General features: G+C 38.3%; 17 protein-coding genes and 2 pseudogenes. 7 read left to right on the top strand and 12 right to left on the bottom strand.

The features are described from left to right. A pseudogene (locus ACSC97_RS13845) lies at positions 1-96 on the top strand (IS5/IS1182 family transposase); the annotation flags it as partial. An 89-nt stretch (positions 97-185) separates the two neighbouring features. On the opposite strand, the gene lysS reads toward ACSC97_RS13845, so the two are convergent. After that, entirely contained in the window at positions 186-1,712 is a 1,527-nt protein-coding gene (gene lysS, locus ACSC97_RS13850; RefSeq protein WP_039908410.1) for a lysine--tRNA ligase, read from the bottom strand. A 159-nt stretch (positions 1,713-1,871) separates the two neighbouring features. Continuing rightward, positions 1,872-2,309 carry an SRPBCC family protein gene (locus tag ACSC97_RS13855; protein ID WP_436661489.1) on the bottom strand — a complete coding sequence of 146 codons (438 nt, stop codon included), beginning with the start codon at positions 2,307-2,309 and terminating at the stop codon, positions 1,872-1,874. A gap of 348 nt (positions 2,310-2,657) precedes the next feature. Between ACSC97_RS13855 and rubA the strand changes: the two genes are divergently transcribed. From rubA to oxyR, 4 genes are all read left to right on the top strand, one after another. Then, the gene (gene rubA / locus ACSC97_RS13860; RefSeq protein ID WP_004678010.1) at positions 2,658-2,822 is read left to right on the top strand and encodes a rubredoxin RubA; all 165 of its coding nucleotides are present in this window, start codon (positions 2,658-2,660) and stop codon (positions 2,820-2,822) included. 78 nt (positions 2,823-2,900) lie between these two features. After that, positions 2,901-4,082: a rubredoxin reductase RubB gene (rubB, locus tag ACSC97_RS13865; RefSeq protein ID WP_436661492.1), complete on the top strand. Its 1,182-nt coding sequence runs from the start codon at positions 2,901-2,903 to the stop codon at positions 4,080-4,082. Between the two features lie 89 nt (positions 4,083-4,171). Continuing rightward, positions 4,172-5,116 carry an esterase EstB gene (gene estB / locus ACSC97_RS13870; RefSeq protein WP_004913400.1) on the top strand — a complete coding sequence of 315 codons (945 nt, stop codon included), beginning with the start codon at positions 4,172-4,174 and terminating at the stop codon, positions 5,114-5,116. 6 nt (positions 5,117-5,122) lie between these two features. Next, complete coding sequence (gene oxyR / locus ACSC97_RS13875; protein WP_004953118.1) at positions 5,123-6,028, top strand: LysR family transcriptional regulator OxyR; 906 nt, start codon at positions 5,123-5,125, stop codon at positions 6,026-6,028. Positions 6,029-6,086: 58 nt separating this feature from the next. Here oxyR and dusB read toward each other — a convergent pair whose 3' ends face one another. Then, positions 6,087-7,112: a tRNA dihydrouridine synthase DusB gene (gene dusB / locus ACSC97_RS13880; protein WP_004913406.1), complete on the bottom strand. Its 1,026-nt coding sequence runs from the start codon at positions 7,110-7,112 to the stop codon at positions 6,087-6,089. Between the two features lie 82 nt (positions 7,113-7,194). On the opposite strand from dusB, the gene ACSC97_RS13885 reads away from it, so the two are divergent. Together ACSC97_RS13885 and ACSC97_RS13890 are read left to right on the top strand one after the other, a co-directional pair. Further along, entirely contained in the window at positions 7,195-8,403 is a 1,209-nt protein-coding gene (locus ACSC97_RS13885) for a DUF1615 domain-containing protein (protein ID WP_436661495.1), read from the top strand. Then, complete coding sequence (locus ACSC97_RS13890) at positions 8,370-9,047, top strand: HAD family hydrolase (protein WP_286687505.1); 678 nt, start codon at positions 8,370-8,372, stop codon at positions 9,045-9,047. The genes ACSC97_RS13885 and ACSC97_RS13890 overlap by 34 nt, the downstream gene beginning before the upstream one ends. A gap of 44 nt (positions 9,048-9,091) precedes the next feature. Here the strand turns inward: ACSC97_RS13890 and proB are convergent, their stop codons facing one another. From proB to ACSC97_RS13935, 9 genes and pseudogenes are all read right to left on the bottom strand, one after another. Further along, positions 9,092-10,225, bottom strand: a complete 1,134-nt coding sequence (gene proB, locus ACSC97_RS13895) for a glutamate 5-kinase (protein WP_004913414.1) — start codon at positions 10,223-10,225, stop codon at positions 9,092-9,094. A gap of 15 nt (positions 10,226-10,240) precedes the next feature. Further along, positions 10,241-11,458 carry an Obg family GTPase CgtA gene (gene cgtA, locus ACSC97_RS13900; RefSeq protein WP_004913416.1) on the bottom strand — a complete coding sequence of 406 codons (1,218 nt, stop codon included), beginning with the start codon at positions 11,456-11,458 and terminating at the stop codon, positions 10,241-10,243. Positions 11,459-11,573: 115 nt separating this feature from the next. Then, positions 11,574-12,254, bottom strand: coding sequence for a hypothetical protein (locus ACSC97_RS13905; protein WP_151723284.1), 681 nt, complete (start codon positions 12,252-12,254; stop codon positions 11,574-11,576). After that, positions 12,254-12,997 (bottom strand): MFS transporter, encoded by a 744-nt coding sequence (locus ACSC97_RS13910; RefSeq protein ID WP_436661498.1) that lies wholly within the window; start codon positions 12,995-12,997, stop codon positions 12,254-12,256. Before ACSC97_RS13910 ends, ACSC97_RS13905 begins: the two co-directional genes overlap by 1 nt. A 138-nt stretch (positions 12,998-13,135) precedes the next feature. After that, positions 13,136-14,593 carry a glyceraldehyde-3-phosphate dehydrogenase gene (locus tag ACSC97_RS13915; protein WP_004953105.1) on the bottom strand — a complete coding sequence of 486 codons (1,458 nt, stop codon included), beginning with the start codon at positions 14,591-14,593 and terminating at the stop codon, positions 13,136-13,138. Between the two features lie 250 nt (positions 14,594-14,843). Then, positions 14,844-15,791, bottom strand: a complete 948-nt coding sequence (rarD, locus tag ACSC97_RS13920) for an EamA family transporter RarD (RefSeq protein WP_125272367.1) — start codon at positions 15,789-15,791, stop codon at positions 14,844-14,846. 103 nt (positions 15,792-15,894) lie between these two features. Beyond that, positions 15,895-16,479 (bottom strand): lipocalin family protein, encoded by a 585-nt coding sequence (locus ACSC97_RS13925; protein WP_436661501.1) that lies wholly within the window; start codon positions 16,477-16,479, stop codon positions 15,895-15,897. Positions 16,480-16,599: 120 nt separating this feature from the next. Next, positions 16,600-18,624: an excinuclease ABC subunit UvrB gene (gene uvrB, locus ACSC97_RS13930; RefSeq protein WP_436661503.1), complete on the bottom strand. Its 2,025-nt coding sequence runs from the start codon at positions 18,622-18,624 to the stop codon at positions 16,600-16,602. An 84-nt stretch (positions 18,625-18,708) separates the two neighbouring features. Beyond that, positions 18,709-19,122 (bottom strand): annotated as a pseudogene (locus tag ACSC97_RS13935) (SDR family NAD(P)-dependent oxidoreductase); the annotation flags it as partial. Positions 19,123-19,232: the final 110 nt, after the last annotated feature.

Consider the following 19,232-nt stretch of genomic DNA (forward strand, 5'->3'; position numbering starts at 1 on the left):
ATTCTGGCTACACGTTATCGAAATAGGCGTAAACGCATGGGTTTACGTCTGAATTTAATTGCTGCAATTTACAACATGGAGTTGGTTGAAAAATGATTTTTGCAAGAGGTCTAATTACATTTCTTAACGCAGAAAACAAAGAAGCCACTCTTAAGAGTGGCTTCCTTTATTAATCAGTCAAATGTTTAATCTTTACGACGCATATGCGGGAATAAAAGTACATCACGAATACTTGGGGCATTCGCAAACAACATAACGAGACGATCAATACCAATACCTTCACCTGCTGTTGGCGGTAAACCGTATTCTAGTGCTTCAATAAAGTCCGCATCGTAATGCATTGCCTCATCATCACCAGCATCTTTCTCAGCAACTTGGGCTTGGAAACGCTCTGCTTGATCGATTGGATCATTTAATTCTGAGAAACCATTTGCTAACTCACGTCCACCGATGAAAAACTCGAAACGATCAGTAATATGTGGATTATCATCATTACGACGTGCAAGTGGAGAGGTTTCAGCAGGATATTCGGTGATAAATGTTGGCTGACGCAGCTTAGTTTCAACTGTTTCTTCAAACACGATGGTTTGTAACTTACCTAAACCAAAGCCTGGCTTAACCTGCTCTTTTAATACTTCTTGAGTAAACTTAGCCAAGAAATCACGGTCATTTACATTTTCAGGCGTGAAATCTGGATTGTGTTCAAGAATCGCATCAAACATTGAGATTTTCTTGAATGGACCTTTAAAGCTATATACTTCTTCACCATAAGGTACATCTGTTGTACCCAAGATATCGATTGCAAGTTTCTCAAGCATATTCTCAGTCAATGCCATCAGATCTTTATAATCAGCATATGCTTGGTAGAACTCAATCATCGTAAATTCGGGGTTGTGACGAGTTGAAACACCTTCGTTACGGAAATTACGGTTGATTTCAAATACACGTTCAAAACCACCTACCACTAAACGTTTTAAGTAAAGCTCAGGCGCAATACGTAAATAAAGTTCCATATCTAAAGCGTTGTGGTGTGTTACAAATGGTTTTGCAGATGCACCTCCAGGAATAACATGCATCATTGGCGTTTCAACTTCCATGAAACGCTCATTGGTTAAAAATGCACGAATACCTGCAACAACTTTGGCACGAATTTCAAATGTTTTTCTTGTTTCTTCGTTGACAATAAGATCTAAATAACGTTTACGGTATTTTGCCTCGGTGTCAGTTAAACCGTGAAATTTATCTGGTAATGGGCGTAATGATTTGGTTAGTAATTCAAAACCTTCAAGATGCACATATAAGTCACCCTTACCTGAACGACCAATATAACCTTCTGCAGCAATAATATCGCCAAGGTCTAAGCTTTTTATTGTTTCTAAAATATCAGCAGCTAAACCTTTACGATCAACATAAAGTTGGATACGACCAGTCATATCCTGAATCACCATAAATGATCCACGGTTGAGCATGACACGACCAGCAACTTTTACATAAACCTTTTCACCGCCTTCAATTTGCGCTTTATCTAAATCTTTAAATTGCTCTTGCAAATCAGCAGCATAGTGCTCACGTTTAAATGTGTTTGGCCAAGGGCTTTTGCCAATTTGTTTGGCAGTATCTTGGATTTGCTTTAATTTGGCATGACGCTGTGCGATTAAATCGTTTTCGGAAAGTGTCTGTTCAGAAGTCGATTGAGCGTTTTGTTGCGTCATCTCTGCCTCGATTAAGTAAAAAATGAAGTGACATAGAATAGCAGATCACAACCCATTTTCGTATTGTTTCAACCAGACAATTCAAAAAAATGAAGATTTTATCAAATTTTCAAACTGATACTTTGCAAATTTAGAACAAAAACCCAAGCCGAATTAGACTCATTTTTCTGCTAAATGTTTAACCATCGCCAATCCTTGATCAAAGCCATTATTCATCATCTCTTCGTATTCAGGTTGAATATCGACTTCTACATGAAGTTGCGTTTCTCCATTGTAATCAACCAACAAATATTTTTCCAAAGAGCCCGCCCAAGCTTTCACATCCTCACTATCAAAATCCTCTTGACCATCTTTAATCATCCCGAGGTGCTTGAAAACAATTTCATTCGGCTCATCTATTCGTTCTATTGTCGATACCATCCCATTTCCATCACCATCAGTAAAATAGGTTTTACCACCCACTTTCCAATCAGACTTCATTTGGGAATCACAAGAAAAGAATTTTGTCCAAACATTATAGGTTTCAGCTCCCCATAATATGTCCCAGACTCTTTCAGGGGTCGCATAAATTTTAATGTTGTAACTCAGAGTTTTCATAAATATAACGTCCTTATTATTGTGATAATTCATCATAACTGATTTTCAAATGTATGTTTTTTATTCAAACCAAACTTATACGTTTCATTATTTTCAGTAAATAACATAATCCTCGATATAAAATTAATTAGAGTAATTGCCCAAATAACAAGACTTTCGGCCCAAATTGCCATACCACTTTTTACATAAATGATTAAACTCTTGCATTTACTTTACTTAAATGTCGTTCTGCGTAAAAATCTAACTCCCGATCAACACAAGTTAGTTCTATTGCAGCGATCGTAACGACATTATGGAATAGTTTTACTGAAAGGCAATTTGAGCATACCTATCAGTTTGGAGAGTCACATGAAAAAATATCAATGTATCGTTTGTGGTTGGATTTATGACGAAGCAGAAGGCTGGCCACAAGACGGCATTGCAGCAGGGACAAAATGGGAAGACATCCCAGATGATTGGACTTGCCCAGATTGCGGCGTTTCAAAAGCTGATTTTGAAATGGTTGAAATCTAAATAGAACTAAAAGACCATGATCATCATGGTCTTTTTTTCTTATGTTTTATTTTTAAATTAAAAAAATTGGAGAATGTAATGCATCCTATCGTCATCATCGGATCAGGCATGGCTGGTTATACTGTTGCACGAGAATTCCGTAAACTGAGTCCTGAACAAGAACTCATGATGATCTGCGCGGATGATGCGGTAAACTATGCTAAACCAACATTATCCAATGCTTTTGCAGGTAATAAAGCACCTGAACAAATTGCTCTAGGTGATGCTGCTAAAATGGCAGCCCAACTCAATATGCGTATTGAAGCGGCAACTTTGGTAAAAGAAATCCATCCTGAAAACCATGAAATCACGTTAGAAAAAAATGGTGAGATTTTCAAACAAACCTATTCAAAATTAGTTCTTGCAGTGGGTGCAAATCCGATTCGTTTAGCAATTGCGGGCGATGGTAGTGAAGATATTCACGTGGTCAACTCATTGGTTGACTACAGTGTATTCCGTGAAAATCTAGCAAAGCGCAAAGACAAACGCGTAGTGATTCTCGGAGCTGGATTGATTGGCTGTGAATTTGCGAATGACTTATTACATAGTAACTATGACGTTACGGTCATTGATTTAGCACCTCAACCACTTGGACGCTTATTACCAACTCATGTTGCTGAAGCATTTAAAACCAACTTAGAAGAAGCTGGGATTAAATTTGCACTTTCAACTACAGTTGAGAAAGTTACCAAAATTAATGATGGTGAAGACTACGCTGTGACTTTGGCGAATGGACAAACTTTGGTTGCAGATATTGTTCTTTCTGCTATCGGTTTACAACCAAACACTGCTTTAGCCAAAGCTGCCGATATTCAAACTAGTCGAGGTATTATCACAAATACACTACTAGAGACCAATCAAGCTGACATCTATGCAGTGGGTGACTGTGCTGAAGTAAATGGAACTTTGCTTCCATACGTCATGCCAATCATGCAACAAGCACGTGCATTAGCAAAAACTTTAAGTGGTCAAAGCACAAATGTTCATTACCCTGCTATGCCAGTTGCGGTAAAAACACCAGCTGCACCTCTTACTGTTTTACCTGCACCAATTGATGTTGAAGTAAATTGGGAAACTGAAGAGTTTGATGATGGTATGCTTGCTAAAGCAACTGATGCTGAAGGGACATTAAGAGGTTTTGTTTTATTAGGTGCAACTGCTGGTAAACAGCGTTTAACTTTAACTAAACTCGTACCGGACTTGATTCCTGCTCAAGCTTAAGGTTTAAATAACAGAGTTTATTGAGAAATGGGTTCCAATAAACTCTGTCCCGAAAGTAGATAAAAACAATTCAACTTGGAATGAATACCATGAACAGCGCACTTCAATTTAATGTCTCTCCTTATGCTCCATTTATGCAAGAAACCAAAGTTACTTTGGGTAATGGCATTGAGTTACATGTTGAAGTTGGGGGAAATCCTGAGCATCCAACAATTTTGTTGGTGATGGGTTTAGGCGCGCAAATGCTGTTTTGGCCAGATTTTTTTTGCAAATCCCTAATTGATCAAGGATTTCGTGTTATCCGATTCGATAATCGTGATATTGGTTTATCTTCAAAAGTTCGTCATAAAGGACAACGGCTGAATACCATGAAACTCATGAGTCGATTCATGGTCGGATTAACGAATGAAGGTGCGCCCTACACGCTTTATGATATGGCTGACGATGTAGCTATGCTAATAGATCAGCTAGGTTTAGAAAAAACCTATATTATCGGTGCCTCTATGGGTGGCATGATTTCACAAATCGTAGCAGCTAAATATCCAGAAAAAGTTGAGAAAATCGGTCTTTTATTTACAAGTAATAATCAGCCGTTTTTACCACCACCTTTTCCGAAACAGCTCTTTAGCTTAATTGGAAAACCTGAAGCTCATGATGAAGATGCGATCGTCAATCATAGTTTAAAAGTATTTCATATTATCGGCTCTCCTGGATACGTTAACCAAGTAGAAGCAATTCAGACTATTCGTAAACTATATCGTCGTAGTTTCTACCCAGCGGGTGTACTTCAACAATTTTTAGCAATATTATGTACAGGTTCATTGCTGCCACTCAATAAGACTATTAATCAACCAACATTAGTGGTACACGGTTCAAAAGATCGCTTATTACCGCCAAGTCATGGGAAAGCGGTTGCAAAAGCGATTTCTGGTGCTAAGTTTGAATTAATTCATGGAATGGGGCATGATATTCCTGCACATTTCATTCCTCAACTTAGTGGTTTGTTTGCACATCACTTTAAATCATCACACTAGGACACTATGGCTGCATTACCCTCATTAAGACAGCTATCATATTTAGTTACGTTGTCAGAAACTTTACATTTTACTGAAGCAGCTCGTCGATCATTTGTTACCCAATCAACATTATCGGGTGGCATTATGGAATTGGAGCGTCTTTTAGGTGGCGTCTTAGTTGAGCGTGATCGTCAAAACGTCCGTTTGACTCCTCTAGGTGAACAGGTTGTTGCCCGTGCGCGTGTATTACTAGCTGATGCACAAGATTTGATGCGCCTAAGCCGAGAAATGAGCGAACCATTAACAGGTGATTTGCATCTTGGAATTATTCCTACAATCGCACCTTTTATCTTGACGCAACTTTTAGATGAAGTTCATCGTCAACTTCCTAAAATACAACTTCATCTACATGAAGCACAAAGTGAGAAAATTGTCGAAAAATTAGAACACGGCAATTTAGATATGATCGTTCTTGCTTTGCCATTCGATACTCGTGGTTTAAAAGTTGCTGAAATCGCTAAGGAAAACTTATTTGTTGTTTACAATAAAAAAGATAAGAATGCAGCTGAAGCAACTTCATTAGATGATTTAGATTTAACACGTCTCATGCTTTTAGAAGAAGGACATTGTTTACGTGATCATACACTGAGTGCTTGCCCAGTCGGCGAACGTAAAAATGATCACCGTTTAAAAGCGAGTTCACTACCAACGCTTGTTGAAATGGTGTCTTCTGATTTAGGTTTTACTTTATTACCTGAGATTGCTTTGAAGAACAGTATGATTCACTTTAATGAAGAAATTGCTGTCAAATCGATCGGTGATGCCCCAAGCCGCACACTCGCTTTAGTGACTCGCAAAAGTACTCCACTACAAAGCGAGTTCGATGTGATTTTTCAGATTTTGAAGAAAATCACTGCGCATCTAGAATAAAATAAAATGCCTGTAATATGAATTACAGGCATTTTTTAAAGAAAAACAGTAAAAATTTCTATTTTATTTCCAATAAATTTACTTGCTCAACCTGTACATCACTCATGCGTCGACCTTGATCTAATAATTGGTCAAAATAAGACTCAACCACTTTGGCTTGATCAGCTGTATTTTCAACTTTATACATGTTTTGACGAAATTCGTTGCTAGAGCGTAAACCTTTCGTATACCAAGCAATATGTTTACGGGCTATGCGGCATCCAGAGTATTCACCATAAAATTGATATAGTTCGGCTAAATGCCCCATTAAAACTTGTTTCACTTCTACAATTTCTGGGGCCGCCAAGTGTTCCCCTGTCTCAAGATAATGTGCGATTTCTCTAAAAATCCATGGTCGTCCCTGAGCTGCACGCCCGATCATAACAGCATCAGCACCAGTATAATCCAAGACATATTTAGCCTTTTCAGGACTATCGATATCGCCATTCGCAATCAAGGGAATATGTATGTTTTTTTTAACTTCACGAATTAATTCATAGCGAGCGGTATTTAAATACATATCTTCACGTGTACGACCATGTAAAGCTAAAGCTGCTATACCTGCATCCTCGGCACGCTTCGCGACACGAAGAATATTTTCCTCACCATTTAAAAAGCCAAGGCGTGTTTTTAAAGTTACAGGCACATCCACTGCTGCAACGACAGCATCTAAAATCCTTGCTACGAGATCTTCATCTTGCAGTAAAGCCGAACCCGCAAGTTTATTACATACTTTTTTCGCAGGACATCCCATATTAATGTCAACGATTTGCGCGCCATTCGCAACCTGATATCGTGCGGCCTCAGCAAGTTGCTCTGGATCAGAGCCAGCTATTTGTGCTGAAATTGGAGCAAGTTCACCGTCAAAATTAGCTCTGTACAAACTTTTTTTGCTCATGCGAAGCGTTTTATCAGCTGTCATCATTTCACTAACCGCATGACCTGCACCAAAGTATTTACATAAGGTTCTGAACGGTCTATCGGTTACACCCGCCATAGGTGCGACAATCAAATTATTTGACAGTTGATATGGACCAATATACATATATTTTCTTACAAATTCTGATCAACATAGTATACTTCATTCGCCCATTCAGCTCATCTTTTTATGCGGTGTTGCACTGATTATGAATAAATCGACTTCGACTCGTCCCTTTTTCAAGACTATTAGCATCTTAACTGCATGCATAAGCTTAGCCGCTTGTGGTGATAATGCTTGGTGGTCAAGTGACAAAGATCCTGAGATGGAGGCTGATCAAATCAGAAAGGTCATTCCTGCACGTGTAAATGATCGTGAATCTTGGTCTCAAGATATTTTCGATATTATGCAAGAGCTAAGCATTCCTAAAACTAAGCAAAATGTATGTAGTATTGTCGCTGTAGTCGATCAAGAATCGAACTTTGTTGCTGACCCTACAGTACCTGGATTAGGTGCAAAAGCGGTTGAGGAAATTAACTCAAGACTAAAAGAAAAGTTCGAAGCAAAACTTGGCGAAAAAATTGGTGGCACAGTCGCTGGTTATTTTGAAGATGTACTCAAAAACCAACCTTCACCAGAAAACAACTATATGAGCCAGATGCGTAAAGTACAAACTGAACGCGAATTAGACTTACTCTATCGAGAAATTTTCGATTACATGGCTCAACATTATCATGTGAGTGCATTAACAGGCGCAGCCAAACTGGTTGGGCAAGACATTGGTGAGAAGTTAAATCCAATCACCACATTAGGCTCAATGCAAGTACATATCAATTATGCAAAAGAGCATAAACGTAAAGCTGGAGGCATAGCCGAGTTACGCAATGATCTTTACACTCAGTATGGCGGTCTATACTACGGTATTCATCGTTTAATGGAATACCCTGCTGATTATGATGAAGCAATTTATCGATTTGCAGATTATAACTCTGGAATGTATTCGAGCCGTAATGCTGCCTTCCAAAAAATGCTAGGTGCATTAACAGAAGCTGAAATTAGTTTAGATGGTGACTTACTCCTATACAATAAAGACGGTGATGTAAGATCTACACAAAGCCAAACTGAAAAAGAATTAATTGCTGTTTTTGCTCAAAATAATGTATTGGTAACTCCACGACAAATTCGTGCCGATCTGAAAAAAGAAAAAGAGAAAAAATTTGAAGATACTCAAACTTACTTAGCTGTTCAAAAACTTTATCAAAAGAAAACCAACAAAGAACCAATGTATGCTGTCATGCCTCAAGTGGTCATTTCAGGGCCTAAATTGAGTCGTGATTACAATACAAATTGGTTTGCAAGTCGTGTTAACGGGCGTTATGAGCAATGCATGCTAAAAGCAAAAAGAATCAAACTATAAATCTTGCACTCTTCGATTTTGACGGGACTTTATATCCCAAAGATAGTTTTACTGGGTTTATCTTTTATACCCTTTCAAAACGTCATATTGTAAAAAATGGCTTGAAAATTCTGCCATGGATTCAAGCCTATTATTTAAATTTATATCCAGCACATGCAATGAGACCAAAACTTTATCAAAGCATGTTCAAAGATATTCCCGTCGATTTTGTAGATCAACTATCGCAAGATTATGCAAAAAAAATAATTAAAAAACTTGATTCAAATTTAATGAAACAATTACATAAACATCAACAACGTGGCGATCATATTGTGCTGGTTTCAGCTTCAATTGATTTATACCTTAAATATGTTTGTAAATTTTTAAATATCGAACTTATTTGTACAGTAACTGAAATACAAAATGGTCATTTAACTGGTTTTTATCAATCAGAAGATTGTAGTCGAGAGCAGAAGAAACGACGTATATTGGATCAATATAATCTCTCTAATTATCAACATATTTATGCGTATGGTAACAGTGAAGAAGACTTAGAAATGCTATCTATTGCTGATTTTACCTATATGGTTGGCGAAGATAAGCCATTACCAAAAGTCGATGATTCTAAAGACCATGACATATGGAAGAATGTTAAACAAATATAAAAAAAGGCCCGCTTGAAGCGAGCTTTTTTATACAGCAGAGTAAATTAATAAATCGCCATGTGATCACGATGGATCATTTCTAGTGAACGTGCTTCACCAAGTACTTGGTAGACTTTTTCGGAAGACAGTCCCTTAACCATTTCAGCTGAGCGCGAACTAAAATTCACACGACCAACGGCAATTCTAGCACCACTCTTATCTACACATTCAACTACATCACCGCGGTCAAAATGCCCTTCTATCGCCTTGACACCTACAGGTAACAAACTACGATGTTTAAGTTTGATCGCTTCAACTGCACCGTCATCTATAACTAAACGACCCGCTGTTTGCAAATGCGCAGCCAACCATTGCTGATGTGCTGTGACACGGTCATTATCAGTCGTAAATAAAGTGCCCAACATTTCACCCGCCATCAAACGAGCAAGTACATTTTCACTTTCACCACTGGCAATTAAAGTTGGACAACCAGATTTTGCAGCAAGGCGAGCTGCGCGAACCTTGGTAACCATACCACCACGACCAAGTACGCCACCACCGCCTGCCATTTCAAACAGCGTGTCATCTAATGCACGAACAGATGAGAATAATTTAGCATTAGGATTACTGCGTGGATCTGAATCAAACATCCCTTGTTGATCAGTCAAAATAATCAACAATTCAGCCTGAACTTGCCCCGCAACCATTGCTGCTAAAGTATCATTATCACCAAAACGAATTTCGTCAGTTGATACCGTATCATTCTCATTAATTACAGGAATGACTCGCCAATCGATTAAATTCTGTAGAGCATCACATGAGTTTAAATAGCGACGTCTGTCAGCTAGATCATCATGTGTAAGGAGTACTTGCGCAGTTTGGATACCATGCTGATCAAGTACGCTAGACCATGTATGAATCAGTCCCATTTGACCAATTGCAGCGCAAGCCTGCAGACTGGGTAGATCAGTGGGTCGACTCGCAAGCTTCATGCGTACCATCCCTTCTGCAACCGCTCCTGAAGACACGAGAATGATCTCGTGTCCGGCATTGTGTAGATCAGCAATTTGCTTCGCCCAGTGGGAGATCGCATTCAGATCTAAACCTTGACCATTTGCAGTGAGTAGAGATGATCCGATTTTAACAACGATTCGTTTACACGCATTGAGCTGACGTTGCCCATCGACCACTTCTATCATTTTATCCTCGGTTCACTAATCACGAACGTAGATACTTTCTACGCCGCCTTCATCTTCATCATCATCAAAATCTTCATCATCGTCCAAGTCAGCTTCACGCTGAGCTTTACGCATAGCACGATATGCTTCTTTTGCTGCGATGGTTTGTTCACGCGTTTCAGCTTCAAGCTGTTCACGTAATGCTTTAATTTCTGCAGCGTACTCTGGATCTTCAACTTCACGCTCACGTTGTTGCTCGATTTGATCCATTAAGTAATAAACAACTTCCTTAGTACCTTCTGCCATCAAACCAGAAGTTTTAAATACAGGACCAGTCCACTGCAATTCATCTAGAATGTGCTGACACCACTCATCTCTCGATTCTTCAGGAAGTTGATCAAGTTTATTTAATACAAGAACAATCGGAAGTTTTGCTAATGTCGGAGAGAATTTTTCTAATTCAGCTAAAATTGCACGTGCATTATAAGCTGGATCTGAACCATCAATTGGTTGTACATCAACAATATGCAGAAGAATACGTGTACGTGCCAAGTGCTTTAAGAAGCGAATCCCTAACCCTGCACCTTCAGCTGCACCTTCGATTAATCCAGGAATATCAGCCATAACAAATGAACGATGACGATCGGCATCTACAACACCAAGATTTGGAACCATCGTTGTAAATGGATAGTCAGCAACTTTTGGTTTTGCTGCACTTACAGCACGAATAAATGTCGATTTACCAGCATTCGGCATACCGAGTAAACCTACATCTGCTAAAACTTTCAATTCTAAACGAACTTCACGGTACTCACCTTTGATCCCGTGTGTACATTTACGTGGTGAACGATTGGTAGATGATTTGAAATGAGTATTTCCCAAACCACCATCGCCACCGTTTGCCACTTTTACACGTTGACCGTCAGCAACTAAATCACCAATGATGTCGCCTGACTCGGTATCTACGATTGTTGTACCAACAGGTACTTTTAAAATAATGTCTTCGCCACCACGACCTGAACAGTTCGCACCTGAACCATTCTTACCACGTTCAGCACGGAAACGTCGCGTGTAACGATAATCGACTAGGGTGCTGGTATCATCATCGGCTTGAATATATATACTTCCGCCACGTCCCCCATCGCCCCCATCAGGGCCACCAAAAGGGACAAATTTTTCACGGCGAAAACTGGCTACGCCATTGCCACCGTCGCCAGCCTCTACGGTTATGACTGCTTCATCAACAAAGCGCATGTGCCAATCCTCTAAAATCTTAAAAGCGGACTATTTTGCCACATTTTAATAAATTTCTCGAATAGAATAATCAGCAAATGCATATCAAACGCTAAAAAAGAGTTTTTTGTTACCTTTAAGGCTTTACATTCTTCAATGGCAAATCCATTTTCATATCTAAATTCGCTTTTGTGTCTTGCACTGAGTTATACATGATTGCGTTGAATGAGGAAATATTACTCATATTGATAGCATCATTCATATAAAAGCTTGGCTTAAATTGATGTTTTACAGGAAGTGTAACCGATTCATCGAATCCAAAATGAACGGGACCATCAAACACAATTTTAACTGGAATGGTATATGTCCGCTTTAATTCAAATGGTATATCTAACTTAACTGGCACATTCAATTTGAGTGGAAATTTAGGCAATAATTTATTTTGATAAATTAAATTAGTGGATGTTTCAATAGGCATAAGCTCATCCACTTTCAACATCGTTTGATAATTAATGTTGACCGTAATTGGTGTTTCAACTTCAAAACTCAAATCAGCTAAATATTTTCCTTTTAACGGCAATTGCAATGTGCGATCAATATCTAAAGTAGTTTGTAATTGACCTTCAGACCGAACTCGTAAATGTTCCCCTACCTGAATTTTAGTTCCTAAAGATTCAGGCAATCGAATATCAGCTTGTTCAGCCGATACAATCAAAGATGCCTGAATATTCAGATAAAACCAAAATAAAATCGCCACTAATGTAGTGAGAATCACAAAACTGATCAATAAACTTTTAAGTGATTTGGTGATATCCATTACTCACCTATTTTAACGTCATGAGGTGATGCAGGCTCATCAACAGGTTGAGTTTTCACACGATCTAAATACATTGTAGATAGTGGAATTTTCAACTCACCGTCTGCAATTTTTACAGGAAGTGTATTTTTCACATCTACCGATGCACTTAACTCAGAAGTAATCGGTACGTTTAATTTTCCTTGAATTGGAATATTGGCATCAAGCTGTGCTTTTAGAGGAAAATTTAGATTTTCTTTAAGCACTGTTCGTACAGGCGCATCAAATTTCAAATGAACTTTTTGATGTAAAGGAACTTGGATATCTATCGGCACAGCAAGTTTTAATGGAATCGTGCCTTTTAATGGCAACGTGACATCATTACCTAATATTTTAACTTGAACTTTGGTATCAATTGGTAAATTTTGATTTACCTGGATCGTTTCCTTAACTGGAATAGTTGTACTAATTGGTACGAGATTATCAAAATAAACTCTTGGTGTAAGTGTTTGTGTTAAAGGAACATTAAGCTGCTCATCTATTGGGATTTTTGCATTGACTCGACCAGCAACATCTACATTAAGTGCATCTTTTACTTTTACACGGACTTGCAATGGTTCTTGCAAATCAATCGCAACATCTTGATCTTTTAAAGGCATATAAATATTGAAGTGTTTAAATACCCACATTGCAATATAAACACCACATAGGTTTGCAACAATGATAAGACCAAATATCGCCAATAAACGTCTAAACTGCAACAATGAAGTAATCCTAACTAATCCTATCCCTTTGTGATTATTTTCGTCTATTTTAATGTTTTAATCTGCATAGATTCTGTAGAGTCAATTAAAAAGCCCAGTCTAAACTGGGCTTTTATTGTATAGCTTTGCTAACAAATATTATGCATTTGTTTCAGCAGGAACTTTTGCATAGCTCACGCCACACATTTGTTCAGCAATACGTAAAACTTGACAGCTATAACCCACTTCGTTGTCATACCAAACATAAGCAGTTAAACGGTTACCAGAAGTGATTGTTGCCTGCGCATCAAATACACCCGCAGTACGAGAACCGATAAAGTCACTAGATACAACCTCAGTTGAGTTTGTATAGCCAATTTGACCTTGTAGATTAGAGTTGATCGAAATTTGACGAATGTATTCGTTTACTTCTTCACGATCCACTTCTTTCTCTAACGTTAAGTTCAAGATCGCAAGAGAAACGTTTGGTGTAGGTACACGTACTGAGTTACCAGTTAATTTACCTTTAAGTGCTGGTAATGCTTTAGCAACAGCTTTAGCAGCACCAGTTTCAGTAATAACCATGTTTAGTGTAGCTGCACGACCACGACGATCAGCTTTGTGATAGTTATCGATCAAGTTCTGGTCGTTAGTGAATGAGTGAACTGTTTCAACATGACCATTTAATACTTTGTATTTGTCATCTAAAACTTTTAATACAGGTGTAATTGCATTCGTTGTACAGCTTGCTGCTGAGATGATTTTGTCTTCATCTAAGATATCAGCTTGGTTCACACCAAATACAACGTTCTTCATGTCACCCTTACCAGGTGCAGTCAACACAACACGAGCAACGCCAGCGCATTGTAAGTGTTGGCTTAAACCATCAACATCACGCCATTTACCTGTGTTGTCGATAAGAAGAGCATTATCAATACCGTAAGCTGTGTAATCTACTTCGCTTGGGCTTGATGCATAAATCACTTTGATGAATTGACCATTTGCAATGATTGCTTCGTTTTCTTCATCAACTGAGATTGTGCCGTCGAATGTACCGTGAATTGAATCACGACGTAACAAAGAAGCACGTTTTGATAAGTCACCATCAGATGATTTACGCACAACAATCGCTTTTAAACTTAAGCCACGACCTAAACCAGATTGACTGATGATTAAACGCGCTAAGATACGACCAATGCGACCAAAACCGTAAAGCACAACATCTTTTGGCTCAGCAGCTTCTGAATTACCTTGGATAGAAGAAACAGCGTTTGCAACAAAAGCGTCAACATCACCACCTTGATTTTTATATTCAACAGCAAGTTTGCCGATATCAACTTCTGCAGAACCAATATTTTCAACTTTCATCAACGCTTCCAAGATTGGGAAGGTGTGAACAACTGAAAGCTCAACGTCTAACATACGTGTACGACGATGAGTTTTTAAAATTTGGATCACTGAACGGTTAATTAAAGAACGACCGTAAACAGAAACAACAATATTTTTCTCACGGTATAATTGACCAATTAAGGTAATCATGCGTTCCGCGATTTCTTCACGGTTTTTCCAACGACCTTGGTGTTCTGCGTGTAAGGCAATGATAGTTTCTTTGCTCACAGTTACGTCCTCTAATTTATATATACTGGGCGTGAATTTTAAAACGCCACAATTGTAATAGAATTATCATCAATATTGAATCAAAAGCTGCTAATCGGGCTAAGATTTTGTCCCAATTCACTATAAATTCATAAAATACCTATAATTATTTTTATGATTATTAGAAAATCATTTCTATTCAGGCAATACTCTTATCAATTCACTCACTCATAATCTTCGCAGCTCCCAAAAAACAACTACACCTACTTCGTTATTCTACTTCATCGTTTGGTTTTATACGTTTGGGGTAGTGCTTGAGGTTGACCTCAAGTTGATTCTGACGTCGTTTCTGCTCCAAGAGATGTAAAGTACCTTCTAAAATTAGCACCAATACTGCCAACCAAATAGGAATATAAGTCAGCCACTCTTCCGCACCAATTTTTTCACCAAGTAATAAAGACACAAGCGCCAACAAAACAGGCTCTAAATAGCCCAATAGACCAAAAATAATTAATGGCAAATATCGACTAGCTAAAATGTAACTCCCCAGACCAATTGCACTAAGTAAACCTAGACCAATAACCACAAAAAATAAACTTGGAAACTCTAAAAACTTCACATAAGGTGTTGCTCCTGTATGTGTAAGCAAAATAGCAATTGGCAGTATCAACAATAAATCCCACCAAAAACCACCCAAATTATCGGTATGTATCTGCTTTCTTAAAATAAAATAAGCGGCATAGCCTATCGCTACAAATGCGGTTTCCCAAGCAATACTTCCCAGTCGCCAAACCTCATGCCCCACCCCAAATACAGCTAGTAAAACTGCAACCCACTGAAATTTTGAGAGTTTTTCGCCATAAAGAACACTTCCTGCTAGCACTAAAACCAAAGGAAGCAGAAAATAACCTAAAGAAACTTGTAACCCCCGACCATGCATAGGCCCCCATAAAAACAACCAAAGTTGCGCTGAGGTAAGTATCGAAGTAATTATTAATAATAGAATTAAACTTGGCTTAGCTAATATTCTTTCAAAGATCGATTTGATATGAACCAAATCGCCACTCATCCACATAAATAAAGTTAAAAAAGGTAATGTCGCAATAATACGCCAACCAAAGGTTTGCTCACTATCGAGCGCACCCAAAAACTGAGTATAAAAATATAAAACACCGAACGTTACTGAAGCCAAAATAGAATAGGCTATTCCTTTAAACATTTTGAACCTCAGCGTTATTAGACGCCCTAATAAATACTTGACTTATCCACTATATAAAAATAAAAAAACCATGCAAGCATGGTTTCGAATAAGTATAACTTATTTATCGATGGTCGGGAAAAATTACATCGCTAACATCAAAACCTAGAGATTTTGCATAGTTTAAATATTCTAAGATGGTTTCTTTTTTAGGATTAGGGGTTCTAGATAATACCCATAAATATTTACGTCTCGGTTCACCAACTAAAACTGTTTGATATTCTTCATCCAATTTCAAAATCCAGTAATCACCTCGTGCTAAAGGAACCCATCGAACACCTTCTGGTAAAAAACTTACACTTAATTTTGTGTTAAATGGAGCATTTACGACAAAGGCTTCGCCTATACTTTGCTGTAAATTTCCATCTTTGTCATAACATTTATTATCAACAACAATATTGCCATTTTCGTTAAGTGTATAAGTCGCTGAAACGTTGTAGGCACATTTACGTTCAAAGAACATAGGTTTGCGTGCAACTTCGTACCATACTCCCAAATACTTATCCAACTCCACCTTATCAACAGTTGCTAAAGGTTTTGTTTGAGCATATGCAATTGTGCCGGCAGCCAAACCTGTTAGAACAATACCACCCACTGCAATTTTAGCTAGTCGCCAACTCGCTTTTGGAAAAGTTTTAATAAATGGCATGGGAAATCCTCAAAACAGAAATTTGTTATAAATAGTCATATAGTTAGCTTAGTAACATAGCCCAATTTATAAACAAAAACTGTTGCGATATGTATCATCTAACAGGATTTATCTCCACAATTATGACTGCAACATATGCGCTTTCATTCGAACAATCTCATCACGTAATCGAGCTGCTTGCTCAAATTGTAACTCTTTCGATGCTTTCAACATTTCCTTTTCCAATTTAGAAATGTGTTTTGCAAATAACTTTGGATCAGAGAGTAAGTGTTGCTCATCAGCACTGATTGACTGAGCTTGCTCAAGCACTTTTTCATCGATTTCATCATCACTGAGCACTTCGCCAGTATCAATTTCTTTAATAGTTTGTCGCACAGCACTGCGCGGTGTAATACCGTGAATCTCATTGAACTCAATTTGCTTATTGCGACGACGCTCAGTCTCATCCATAGCCTTACGCATAGAATCTGTAATGCGATCAGCATATAAAATTGCCTTACCCTTCACATTACGAGCCGCACGACCAATGGTTTGAATCAATGACCGTTCTGAACGCAAGAACCCTTCTTTATCCGCATCTAAAATAGCGACTAAAGAGACTTCTGGCATATCCAAACCTTCACGCAACAAGTTGATCCCAACCAGTACATCATGCACACCTGTGCGTAATTCATGAATAATCTTTACACGCTCAACCGTATCAATATCAGAATGCAGATAAGCTACCTTGACACCATACTCTTTTAGATATGAAGTTAAATCTTCAGCCATTCGCTTGGTCAGTGTGGTCACAAGGACACGTTCATTGACTTGTTTACGGATGTTAATCTCAGATAAAACATCATCCACTTGCGTCAACACTGGACGCACTTCAATTTCAGGATCAATTAATCCAGTAGGACGAACCACCTGCTCAACAATTTGTTCTGACTTTTCCAACTCGTATTGCGCTGGTGTTGCACTGACAAATACCGTCGTCGGAACAATGCGCTCCCACTCTTCAAATTTCATAGGACGGTTATCCAAAGCACTCGGTAAACGGAAACCGTAATTCACTAAGTTCTCTTTGCGCGAGCGGTCTCCTTTGTACATCGCCCCAATTTGAGGAACTGTTACATGCGATTCATCAATAATCAGCAAAGCATCTTCAGGAATATAATCAAACAAGGTGGGTGGTGCCTCACCTGCTCCTCGACCTGAAAGATGACGTGAGTAATTCTCAATCCCGTTGGTATAACCGAGCTGTTGCATCATTTCTAAATCATAGCGTGTACGTTGCTCGATACGTTGAGCTTCGAGCAATTTATTATTGTCTTTGAAAAATTTAAGCTGATCTTTTAATTCATCTTTAATCGTATCAATCGCGCGGGTTAGATGATCTTTTGGTGTTACATAATGACTTTTCGGATAGATTGTTACACGAGGAACTTTACGCACCAATTTACCTGTCAAAGGATCAAACCATCGAATCGAGTCAACCTCATCATCAAACAGTTCAACGCGAATGGCATCTTGATCAGATTCAGCAGGAAAAATATCAATAATTTCACCACGGATTCTATAAGTACCGCGTAAAAACTCTAACTCGTTGCGTGTGTATTGCATTTCAACTAGACGACGAATAATGTCATCTCGGCTGACGCGATCCCCTTGCACGATATGCAATAGCATTTGCATATAAGCATTTGGATCACCCAAACCATAAATCGCCGATACTGAAGCAACAATAATTGCATCTCTGCGTTCTAATAATGCACGAGTTGCAGAAAGTCGCATCTGATCGATGTGATCATTGATCGCTGAGTCTTTTTCAATAAACGTATCTGAAGAAGGAACATAAGCTTCAGGTTGATAATAATCGTAATAACTTACAAAGTACTCAACCGCATTATTTGGAAAAAAGGCTTTAAATTCTCCATAAAGCTGTGCTGCTAGGGTTTTGTTATGTGCCATGACGATGGTTGGGCGTTGTATTTGAGCAATCACATTTGCCATCGTATAGGTTTTTCCAGAACCTGTTACCCCTAACAACAATTGATTGCGAAAACCTTGTTCAATTCCTTTGACTAATTTTTCAATCGCCTGTGGTTGATCTCCCGCGGGTTGGTAATTTGTCACTAAGTCGAAAGGTTGATTTTCGCTCACAAGCACACTCTTTGATAAAATTTAAAAATAGTTTAACAAATCAATCTGGGCTAGTTGCTGCTTTTCAAGTTTAGTTGCATTTTATTAATAAGGTAACAACTGCCCATCCCAATTTAATAATTTCCCATGCTGATGTTTAGATAAGTTGTTCATCACGGCGATTAACCGATCGGCAGTTTGCTCAGCAGTATATAATTTTTCTGGTGAAATATTGCGTTGGAATGGTTTAGATAATTCTGAATCCGTTGTTCCTGGATGAATACTTGCCACGAGAATATTTGAAGATTTACGTGCCCATTCAATACTTAAATTTTTAATGAACATATTCAGTGCGGCTTTGGTCATTCTATAGCTATACCATCCTCCTAAGCTATTATCCTCCAAACTCCCGACTTTAGCCGACAAGGAGAGCCATTTTAGATCATAATTTTTATTTAGAATTGGGGCTAAGGCTTGTGCAAGATGGACATGAGTCATTACGTTTTGTGATAAAGATTTCTTTGTACACGACAAAAAAAGATAACTCATTGAAATAATGGCATAATACTTGTTTTCTGACGACGAATATGATGACACATTTCAATGAGTTACATCTCATCTTAAACAAA

Origin of the sequence: Acinetobacter sp. P1(2025), assembly GCF_051390655.1 — a bacterium.
Lineage (GTDB): Bacteria > Pseudomonadota > Gammaproteobacteria > Pseudomonadales > Moraxellaceae > Acinetobacter > Acinetobacter junii.